Genomic DNA, 8525 nt, shown 5'->3' on the forward strand with positions numbered 1-8525 from the left:
AGAAATGCGGTACTGAGCCGAAATGACGACAGGTGACAAAGATATGGGCCGAACCCCAACCCTGGCTGACGTAGCACGGCTTGCCGGTGTTTCGACGGCCACGGTGTCGCGCTGTCTGAACTCACCGGACCGGGTTGTGGCGGCAACGCGGCAAAAAGTTCAGGACGCCGTGCACGAACTTGGGTACGCCCCAAATTTCAACGCCCGCGCTCTGGCCGCCAAACGAACCAACACAATTGGCGCGATCATTCCCACAATGGAGAATGCAATTTTTGCCCGTGGCCTCCAGGCGTTTCAAGAAGAATTGGGACGCAGCGGCATAACACTTTTGGTCGCCTCCTCTTCGTATCGCGCGGATCTCGAGGAAGAACAGATCCGCACGTTAGTGTCGCGCGGTGCCGACGGTATCCTCCTCATCGGATTTCACAGAGACCCCAAGGTCTACGAATTTTTGAAACGTCAAAGTGTCCCCTTCGTAGTCGCCTGGGTGTTCGATCCAAATGCCAAGGTTCCAACAGTGGGCTTTGACAATTTCTCAGCAATGAAAGCCATGGCGGATAAAGTCATCAGCATGGGCCATCGTCGCCTTTCAACCATCACCGCTAGCCCTCTAGGCAACGACAGGGCCAGCGAGCGACTAAGAGGTATTTATGCGTCAATGGAGGAAGCGGGCATTCCCGAGACGGAGTTGTCGATCGCAGAATCCGAATACGGGATAGACGAAGGTGGCGCAGCCCTACAACAGCTGTTGTCGCAGCCTGTTCGACCCTCTGTCGTGATGTGTGGGAATGACGTTCTTGCCGTTGGAGCCATCGCCAAGGCGAAGGAGTTGGGGTTGTGCGTCCCTGATGATATTTCAGTGACCGGATTTGACGACATCGAGATCGCGAAAATTTCATCACCAGCGCTTACCACCGTCCATGTCCCGCACCGGCGAATGGGTACAGAGGCGGCTAAAATGCTGATCAATCTGGTCAGCGCAACAAAGAACCAAAACAGTATTCTAATCGAGACATCCCTGGTCGTTCGAGGCTCACTCGCCAATGCCTGATGTGAGATCGGGGATGAGGGTCAGGACCCGTCGTTAAGGTGGATCGCCTGACGAAAGTGATGATCCAGACGGAAGGAATTTTCCCCACGTCGAAACGCCGTTTCTATGAAAGGGCAAGTTCAAGGACCGTGTTGTCCTTGGTGCCATCTGCGAGGAGACAGTATCGGCTTATCTACCCAAGACATGAACCCGTACGCGCCACCGCTCAGAAAGAACCGGTGCGCGCGGCGGATGTCGAGAAAGGCCATTTCAAGAGAGTGTTTCCATCAATTGCGGCCCGGCGGATCAGACGAAAATATGTGAGACAGACGTCTACAAATAGTGGGTTTGCTCAAGACGCGGTTGACGCCAGACAAACACGATCACCTCTCCAACGTCCTGCGCCAGCCCACAACACGCTCAAACGTCGATGGCGTCACGCACCGCGGGCGAGACCTGGGTGCCCAGAAGCCTGATTGAATTCTGCATCCTTTCCGTTTCGAGGGCCGCGGTGCTCATCTGAAACGTGATACGAGAGATACCGCCCATCGTTGCATTGGCCGCAATCATCTTGTCGCGCACGGTCTCGGGGCGACCAACAAGAAACGCACCGTCGGGGCCGCAAAGCGCATCGAATTGCGCGCGGTTGGGCGGCGGAAAGCCACGTTCGCGGCCGATATCTCTGATAACGCGCGCCCAGCCTGGATAGAACGCATCACGGGCCTCTTTGTCGGTCTCACCGACAAAGCCCATAGCGTGGATTGAGATTTTGAGGTCTTCGCGCTTGTGCCCTGCGTCCTCACCGGCAGCATAATACAGGTCGACCAGCGGGCGGAAGCGGTCAAAACTGCCACCAATGATGGCGATCATGAGAGGAAGGCCAAGGGTTCCAGCGCGGGCAAAGGACGCAGGTGTACCGCCCACACCAAGCCAGATCGGCAGCTTGTTCTGGACGGGACGCGGGTAAACCCCCTGCCCTGTCAAAGCGGGCCGAAACCGCCCTTGCCATGTCACATGGGTTTTTTCGCGCAACTGTATCAAAAGCTCGAGCTTTTCGGCAAAGAGCGCGTCGTAGTCTTCGCGCGCAAATCCAAACAAGGGGTAGGCTTCGATGAACGATCCACGCCCCGCCACAATCTCGGCCCGCCCGTTTGAGATCAGGTCAATCGTTGCAAAATCCTGAAAGACGCGGACCGGATCCGCAGCGCTCAGCACGGTGACGGCAGAGTTTAGGCGGATGTTTTTCGTGCGTGCCGCCGCAGCGGCAAGAATGATGGCGGGGGACGCATCAAGAAATTCGGCCCGGTGGTGCTCACCAACGCCGAAGCTATCCAGCCCCACGCGGTCTGCCGTTTCGATTTCGGCCAAAAGGTCGGCCATCCGCTGTGCCGCCCCCGCTCTGGTTTGCCCCTGCATTTCCGGTAAGAATGCTGCAAAACTGTCTATCCCGATTTCCATATCAGACTCCGCCATCTTGGTTTTTTTGGGGGCCGTTAGAGGCGGGCAAGCCGCCTCAATTAGCGAGGTGCTGCGTCAACCGACGCTTTTTCCGGCAAGCGCGCCCACCAGTGCGTTCACAGCAGCTTGAAGTTCGGCAACCTTGTCCTCCGATGTCAGACGTCCAGCATCAACATCAAAATGCTCGCCAAACGGTCCAAACTGGAAGCCCGCGACAATATCGGCACCGTAGAACGGAAACGCCCCCATTGCGGCGCCATGAACGTGCTGGCCACCGCCCGGTCCTGGCGACGTCGCCATTAGCAACATTGGCTTCTTCTGGAACATGGCCATGTCGATGCGGCTACACCAGTCAAAAATGTTCTTGAAGGCCGTTGCGTAGCTGCCGTTGTATTCCGCCAGAGAGATGATGAGCGCATCAGCGCCTCCGATCTTGTCGAAAAACGCTTGGGCCTGGGGGGGAATACCTACGGCCTGACGTTCAGGGCTATAGATCGGCATCTCATAGTCATTCAGATCAAGAATGTCGGTGTCGACACCGCCATCAAGGCTGTCGTTCAGAACGTCCGCCGCATGGGCGACAAGGCTTTTATTGATCGACTGGGCATTGTTGCTTCCTGCAAAGGCGACGATTTTGTAGGTCATGGGATTGGTCCTTGTCTTGATCGAGCTTTATGCAGTGCGGCCCATTGGGTCGCTGATCTGCTCACGGTGCAGGTAAATGACGGCGGCAGAGATCAGGCCAAGAACGACAGCAGGCACCGCTGAAGGACCAAGGATGAACAGGTGAGCCAGAACGGCGCCAACCATTGTCGCGCCAAGCACTGCAGCGCCAAGCACCTGCTTGCCGGATAGCCAGAGCAAAACCGGGGCGGAAATTTCGATCAGGCCCGTCACATATCGGAACCACTGGCCAACGCCAACGGCTTCAAACGTGGCGACCATCATTTCAACGCCTGCCAGTTTCGCAAGGCCAGCCGCAACAAAGGCCAAGGTCAAAAGGCCTCGCAGGCCAAGAGAGAGATATTTCATGGGACACTCCAAAGGTAATTCTTTTCTTGTAACCCAAAGTATGTTGCTGCAATTTCGCAATCAATGCGCGATAATCATCGTGTTATGCGCGAAAATAGAGCAAGTGTAGCTGATGGAAAGATGGACGGAATTGCGTACGGCCTATCACGTCGCGCGGCTGGGCACGGTCAGCGCCGCAGCCGAGGCCTTGGGCCTGCATCGCGCGACTGTTAACCGCCACATTGACGCGCTTGAGGCCGAGATAGGCAGCAAAATTTTCCTACGACACGCGCGGGGATATACCTTGACTGAGGTTGGCGAGGATGTCCTGCGTGTTGCGCAAAAAGCCGAAGAAATGATTGAAGACCTAGCCGGGCGCGTACAAGGCAGGAGCGACCAGATCGAAGGCGAGATCAAGCTAACCCTGCTTGCGCCTTTCGCTGGTTTACTTATGGACGCTATTAACCAATTTCGGGTGGAAAATCCGCAATGCGTCGTTCGCGTTGACGTGGGCGAAGACCTAGCACGCCTCGAATACGGAGAGGCCCATATCGCGCTGCGTGCTGGTGCCAAACCTGAACACCCGGATTATGTGGTCACGCATTTCGGTGACATTGGGTTCAACCTTTATGCCCATGACAGCTATTTGGTCCGCAAAGGCGTTCCCGACGCAAACGACGGCTTTGAAGGCCATGCCTTTGTATTACCGGATTTCCCCCATGATCGAATGCCCTTTGGCGACTGGATCAAGGTCAATATCCGGCCAGAGATGTTCGCGCTTTCGTCCCGTGATGTCGGGGTTATCGCAGAGGCGATATGCGCCGGGCTTGGCATTGGCTTCTTGAGCGATGTTGAGGCACACAAGCGTGGCGGTCTGCGCCCCGTCCTACCTGCCAATGCTGACTGGAAGATCACCGGCTGGTTGGTCACACATGTTGACCTGCACCGCACGGAAAAGGTGCAGGCCATGCTAAAGTGTATCAAAGCGCTTGGCCTGGGGCGTGGTCAGGCCAAGCGTTGATCAGTCACAACACCGAAATCGTCGGTGTTTTGCCATAAAGATCGCTGCGGTCCAATGCAGCGACCATCCATTCAGCGACGCTTTCCCGCGCGATTTGCATAGACGGCTTAGGCTGGGATTTTCCATCCACGACATAGCTTTCGGTCACCAAACCGCTCTTTTTGCCCAGTCCCACAGCTCGGCCCACGGTCCAATCCAGACCAGAAGCAGCCAGTGCCGCCTCGACCCCTTCGTGATCGCGATAGGCAACCCCTAGATTGGTGCGTTTGATGAATTGCTTAAATATCCAAGGGGCCGCGTCAAAGCTGTCCCCCGCCCCTGTGGCACCAAGTTGAATTACTCGGCGAATGTTGTGCTTGTGCATCGCCGCAATCACATTGCCAAAGATGTCGGTTAACATCGTCGGCGAATTCACGATCTTCGCAAAAGGTGAATCCGATGCACGCGCGTTGTTCATCGTGGCAATAACGGCATCACAGTTTGCGATTGCCGCGTCGAGGTCACTTGCGTTTTCGGGGGTGCCCTTGAACACTGTCAGATTGTCATGTGTCTGCGTGACCGCCTCGGGTCGCCGTGCCAGCACGTTGACGAAAAGCCCCGCTGCAAGCGCTTTGTCGATCACATGCGATCCCGTGCGGCCTGTGCCACCCAGCAGCAATACGCGTTTGGTCATTGTTGTTGGCTCCTAATTTTCTGTTTCGAGTTTTTATGAGTCAATGTGATCAGCCTTGTGCCGCACAGGCCTTTGCCAGGCCGGCCGGATCTTTTAAATCGACCTGACCGGTGGCGATGATCTGTAACTCTTTTGTCATTTGCATCAGGATTTCGATGCTCTGTCTGCACAATTGGCCTGAGGCCTCTGTCGCCAGTCGTGTTGGCATCGTGTTTCCTTGTGGGTTCAATTCGTGTACAGGTCTCAGTTAGAGACCGCACCCCGCCCCGTAAAGGAGGCACTATTTTGTTCCTAGGTTACTTGGAGGTAACTATCATGGTCGGATCAGGACGCGCCCAACTGGACAAATTGCAAGCCGATGGGTTTGATGCGTCCAACTGCCCCGTGCGTACGGTGCTTGGACATGTGTCTTCGAAATGGACAAGCCTGATCCTGCTCGAACTAGAGGCCGAACCCAAGCGGTTTAACGCCCTTGCACGCGCGATCCCGGACATTTCGAAACGGATGCTGACGCAATCACTCCGTGACCTTGAACGCGACGGATTGGTGATACGGCAGGTATTCGACACCAAACCGCCCAGCGTCGCCTATAGCCTGTCCGATTTGGGCAGATCATTTCTGGCACCACTAGGCCAGATGGTTGACTGGGCCATGGCGCAGCACGACCAGATCAGCAAATCCCGCGCAAGCTTTGACAAAAATCAATAACACCGAGTACAGCACATCGCTGCTTGATGAACTTTTGCAGAGGAGCAATCTCCGCTTTGCAAGGCCAGAGGTTTCAAACCTGTCCCAACTTGCCCACAGCGCATCTGACAGGGCCTTGGGTGATATTCAGTGCTGAATGCCCCCAATCAATGTCGACATTCCAGAATGATGGCCACCTGCATCGTGCTTGTCTAAAGCCAAGATATGCACAATTCCTTGTGAACTTGGGCCGCCCCCCATCTCCAGAGTTTCCGCCGATCTTCACGATGTTGATGCGCCGCGACCGAACCAACAACGCTTCGCCTCACTTGATGACATCGAGGTTTCTGTGGCCGCTCGGTTTGTCACCGGCGATATAACCGTTGGTAAAGAAACAGAAAAAACTTCAAGCAATTGCACATGGAAGAATCGTCTAAGCCACATCCATCCAATAGTTCGTCTTCGCAGTACCCCTACATTTGATTGCACGAAACACGCGGCGCAGGTCGCAACAATCAAAAGGAAACTCACTATGAAACGCTTTGTAAAACTTGTTCTCGCCATAAGCATCACAACATCGACTTCTGTTCTGGGATCAACAGCTTATGCTTGGAAACTGGAGAACATGGACAGCTACTACAAGGTGACATGCAACGATGGTTGGACCGGTGGCTTTGAAAGCTATCCAAATGAAACCGCGTTGAAAAAGGTTTGTGGAAGCCATGGCGGCGTTGCCGATATTGAGCAAACGACCGGTGCGCTCGCGACCGAAACTGAAGCAACTCTTGCTGAAAAAACTCCCATTCAATTGCTTGAAAGTACAGCTCAGTCCCGTGGCAGTGGCATCCACAAAAAATGGCTGATGGAACAAGAGATCAAGAAACTGGACGGCATCGTGCATATCAAGGGGGCGTCCGGCGGCTGCGGTGTTTGGGACGACCCCAACACCCCCGGCCAAGGGTGTGTGCGTGATAATCCCGTGCGCCTTCCCAGCCATTGATGTCAAAGGCCAGCCCTCTGATATCCGATAGCATTCCGGCGATATGGCCTTTCAATCCGTGGAAAACCTATCAATCTCCATATCATATTGTGGAGATTGAATTGCTTGAATTATCGGAAACTGAAAGCAAGGCAGACAGTCAATCGGCGCTGGTGAACATGTCCTTGCTCGCGACGATTGCGGTTTGGGCTATGCCCAAAGACGCTGTTGCAAACTTGTTCAATGATGCTTTGCCATCCGAGTTGAAAAAGCTACGCACACAGATGAATCGTGACGTTGTGCGGGTTGTGATGCTTGTGTTGGCACACAGGGCTTTCGCGACTGGACAAGCTCAAACCTTTAGCTTGCGTCAGCTTGCAAAGGCGATTGATGAACCCCGCATCGAGTCAATGCAGCGCACCCTACGCAACTGGGTTCTACCAATGCTTTCACAGGCCGGTCTGATCGACGGCTTCGTTCTAACGACAACATGGTCAACAGAGCCGCATGAAATCGCCATCACGGACAAAGGGCTCGATTTTCTCAAAACCTACTTCACCGAACTGGCGCAAGCGTCGCCGCTGTTTCAAACAGTGCAGTAAGACAGGAAATGTAACATGACCATGATGCAAATGACCAAAACCACTCTTGGCGCCATCGCGCTGGTCTGCGCGCTTTCAACTGGCGCATTGGCCGATAGCGCCCCCCCCGATCCGGCCAGCGTGGCTGTTGATGCAGAAAGCCTAAAAAAGTTTCTTGAAGATCAACCAAAGACCGCACATTTGGTTGCGTCCCGACCCAAACCAGAAGAGTCCTCGACATGATCTAGGGCTTGTTCAGGTCGTTGTACCCTTAGATTTGGCGTTGTCACGTTCCATTGCGAATGGCATGCCAATTGGCACTTCGAGCTCTTCGTCGCCAATGACAGCGTTGGAATGAATCCCTGAGCGACCAAATCCCGCGGCAGTGCCAACTGGTTTACCTCCACCGCTTTATCGGTGCCAGTGTTGAGGGCCTTTTTCCGCGCCGCTTGGTTTCATTTATCCCCGGCCAGAACGGTCAAGCCATCCGGGCGACCATCACAGGGAGCCGGTCATGCCTATTGGCCGCTGACCGATGTGACACACCACCCCGCAACTTTTTGCCTTGTACCTTCCCGGCCCAGCAAGGCGTTGTTTTGCGGATGCGATCAGCCTCACCCCACGATCAGCAAGCCCCCGCAGTCTCGGCAGAGTTTCGAGCAAGAAGGTCTAGCAAGCTTGACCAGGATGCGCAGAAAACGACCACTGCAACGTCTGCAAAACTTTGACCTGTGAACACTGCTGGCACGTCTTGGGCAAAGATTAGTGCGAACTCCAAGGGCAAAGGTCGGGACTGCAGGACATCGTAGAAACGGCCTTTTGCACGTTGGGCATCTTTTGACGGTTTCGCCACAAACAATCGGGCGGGTTCAATTTGAGATTAGGTCCATCATTGCTTCAACCAAAGCAGTTTCAAGGGCGGGGACAAGGTCAGTACTGTTATCCACCACCCCCACATCAGAGTTGATCTGAAACGCGATTGTCAGGCCATGATCGCTATAGTGTCGCAGGTTCGAAACATAGCCGGGTATCTAGCTGCCGGGGAGGTATAGCTGAAAGTGGGTGATGGCCCCTGAGGGGCGGCA

Annotated in this window: 11 protein-coding genes; 6 read left to right on the forward strand and 5 right to left on the reverse strand. The window is 54.7% G+C overall.

Translation table 11 applies throughout. The features are described from left to right. Positions 1 to 43: 43 nt before the first annotated feature. Complete coding sequence (locus AC5EFR_RS21030; RefSeq protein ID WP_493577699.1) at positions 44 to 1051, forward strand: LacI family DNA-binding transcriptional regulator; 1008 nt, start codon at positions 44 to 46, stop codon at positions 1049 to 1051. A 399-nt stretch (positions 1052 to 1450) separates the two neighbouring features. On the opposite strand, the gene AC5EFR_RS21035 is transcribed toward AC5EFR_RS21030, so the two are convergent. The 3 genes from AC5EFR_RS21035 to AC5EFR_RS21045 are packed head-to-tail and all read right to left on the reverse strand — an operon-like array spanning position 1451 to position 3520. After that, positions 1451 to 2503 carry an LLM class flavin-dependent oxidoreductase gene (locus AC5EFR_RS21035; RefSeq protein WP_493577688.1) on the reverse strand — a complete coding sequence of 351 codons (1053 nt, stop codon included), beginning with the start codon at positions 2501 to 2503 and terminating at the stop codon, positions 1451 to 1453. A 60-nt stretch (positions 2504 to 2563) separates the two neighbouring features. After that, entirely contained in the window at positions 2564 to 3133 is a 570-nt protein-coding gene (locus AC5EFR_RS21040) for an NADPH-dependent FMN reductase (protein ID WP_493577689.1), read from the reverse strand. Between the two features lie 27 nt (positions 3134 to 3160). Next, positions 3161 to 3520, reverse strand: a complete 360-nt coding sequence (locus AC5EFR_RS21045; RefSeq protein WP_493577690.1) for a DoxX family protein — start codon at positions 3518 to 3520, stop codon at positions 3161 to 3163. A gap of 112 nt (positions 3521 to 3632) precedes the next feature. Here AC5EFR_RS21045 and AC5EFR_RS21050 point away from each other — a divergent pair, with 112 nt between their 5' ends. Further along, positions 3633 to 4520: a LysR family transcriptional regulator gene (locus AC5EFR_RS21050; protein ID WP_493577691.1), complete on the forward strand. Its 888-nt coding sequence runs from the start codon at positions 3633 to 3635 to the stop codon at positions 4518 to 4520. A 4-nt stretch (positions 4521 to 4524) separates the two neighbouring features. On the opposite strand, the gene AC5EFR_RS21055 is transcribed toward AC5EFR_RS21050, so the two are convergent. Together AC5EFR_RS21055 and AC5EFR_RS21060 are read right to left on the reverse strand one after the other, a co-directional pair. Beyond that, a complete protein-coding gene (locus AC5EFR_RS21055; RefSeq protein ID WP_493577692.1) occupies positions 4525 to 5193 on the reverse strand; it encodes an NAD(P)-dependent oxidoreductase in 669 nt (222 codons plus the stop codon). 49 nt (positions 5194 to 5242) lie between these two features. Beyond that, entirely contained in the window at positions 5243 to 5401 is a 159-nt protein-coding gene (locus AC5EFR_RS21060; RefSeq protein ID WP_493577693.1) for a hypothetical protein, read from the reverse strand. 107 nt (positions 5402 to 5508) lie between these two features. Between AC5EFR_RS21060 and AC5EFR_RS21065 the strand changes: the two genes are divergently transcribed. The 4 genes from AC5EFR_RS21065 (at position 5509) to AC5EFR_RS21080 (ending at position 7683) form a co-directional block, all read left to right on the forward strand. Continuing rightward, the gene (locus AC5EFR_RS21065) at positions 5509 to 5901 is read left to right on the forward strand and encodes a winged helix-turn-helix transcriptional regulator (protein ID WP_493577694.1); all 393 of its coding nucleotides are present in this window, start codon (positions 5509 to 5511) and stop codon (positions 5899 to 5901) included. Positions 5902 to 6412: 511 nt separating this feature from the next. Further along, entirely contained in the window at positions 6413 to 6880 is a 468-nt protein-coding gene (locus AC5EFR_RS21070) for a hypothetical protein (protein ID WP_493577695.1), read from the forward strand. A gap of 101 nt (positions 6881 to 6981) precedes the next feature. Continuing rightward, positions 6982 to 7461 (forward strand): hypothetical protein, encoded by a 480-nt coding sequence (locus AC5EFR_RS21075; protein WP_493577696.1) that lies wholly within the window; start codon positions 6982 to 6984, stop codon positions 7459 to 7461. A gap of 15 nt (positions 7462 to 7476) precedes the next feature. Further along, entirely contained in the window at positions 7477 to 7683 is a 207-nt protein-coding gene (locus AC5EFR_RS21080; protein ID WP_493577697.1) for a hypothetical protein, read from the forward strand. Positions 7684 to 8525: the final 842 nt, after the last annotated feature.

The organism is Pelagimonas sp. (assembly GCF_058892305.1).

Excerpts from the sequence above, each read along its gene's own strand:
- AC5EFR_RS21070 (WP_493577695.1), top strand. The coding sequence starts at position 6,413 with ATGAAACGCTTTGTAAAACTTGTTCTCGCCATAAGCATCACAACATCG.
- AC5EFR_RS21040 (WP_493577689.1), bottom strand. The coding sequence starts at position 3,133 with ATGACCTACAAAATCGTCGCCTTTGCAGGAAGCAACAATGCCCAGTCG.
- AC5EFR_RS21030 (WP_493577699.1), top strand. The coding sequence starts at position 44 with ATGGGCCGAACCCCAACCCTGGCTGACGTAGCACGGCTTGCCGGTGTT.
- AC5EFR_RS21065 (WP_493577694.1), top strand. The coding sequence starts at position 5,509 with ATGGTCGGATCAGGACGCGCCCAACTGGACAAATTGCAAGCCGATGGG.
- AC5EFR_RS21080 (WP_493577697.1), top strand. The coding sequence starts at position 7,477 with ATGACCATGATGCAAATGACCAAAACCACTCTTGGCGCCATCGCGCTG.
- AC5EFR_RS21035 (WP_493577688.1), bottom strand. The coding sequence starts at position 2,503 with ATGGCGGAGTCTGATATGGAAATCGGGATAGACAGTTTTGCAGCATTC.
- AC5EFR_RS21055 (WP_493577692.1), bottom strand. The coding sequence starts at position 5,193 with ATGACCAAACGCGTATTGCTGCTGGGTGGCACAGGCCGCACGGGATCG.
- AC5EFR_RS21060 (WP_493577693.1), bottom strand. The coding sequence starts at position 5,401 with ATGCCAACACGACTGGCGACAGAGGCCTCAGGCCAATTGTGCAGACAG.
- AC5EFR_RS21050 (WP_493577691.1), top strand. The coding sequence starts at position 3,633 with ATGGAAAGATGGACGGAATTGCGTACGGCCTATCACGTCGCGCGGCTG.
- AC5EFR_RS21045 (WP_493577690.1), bottom strand. The coding sequence starts at position 3,520 with ATGAAATATCTCTCTCTTGGCCTGCGAGGCCTTTTGACCTTGGCCTTT.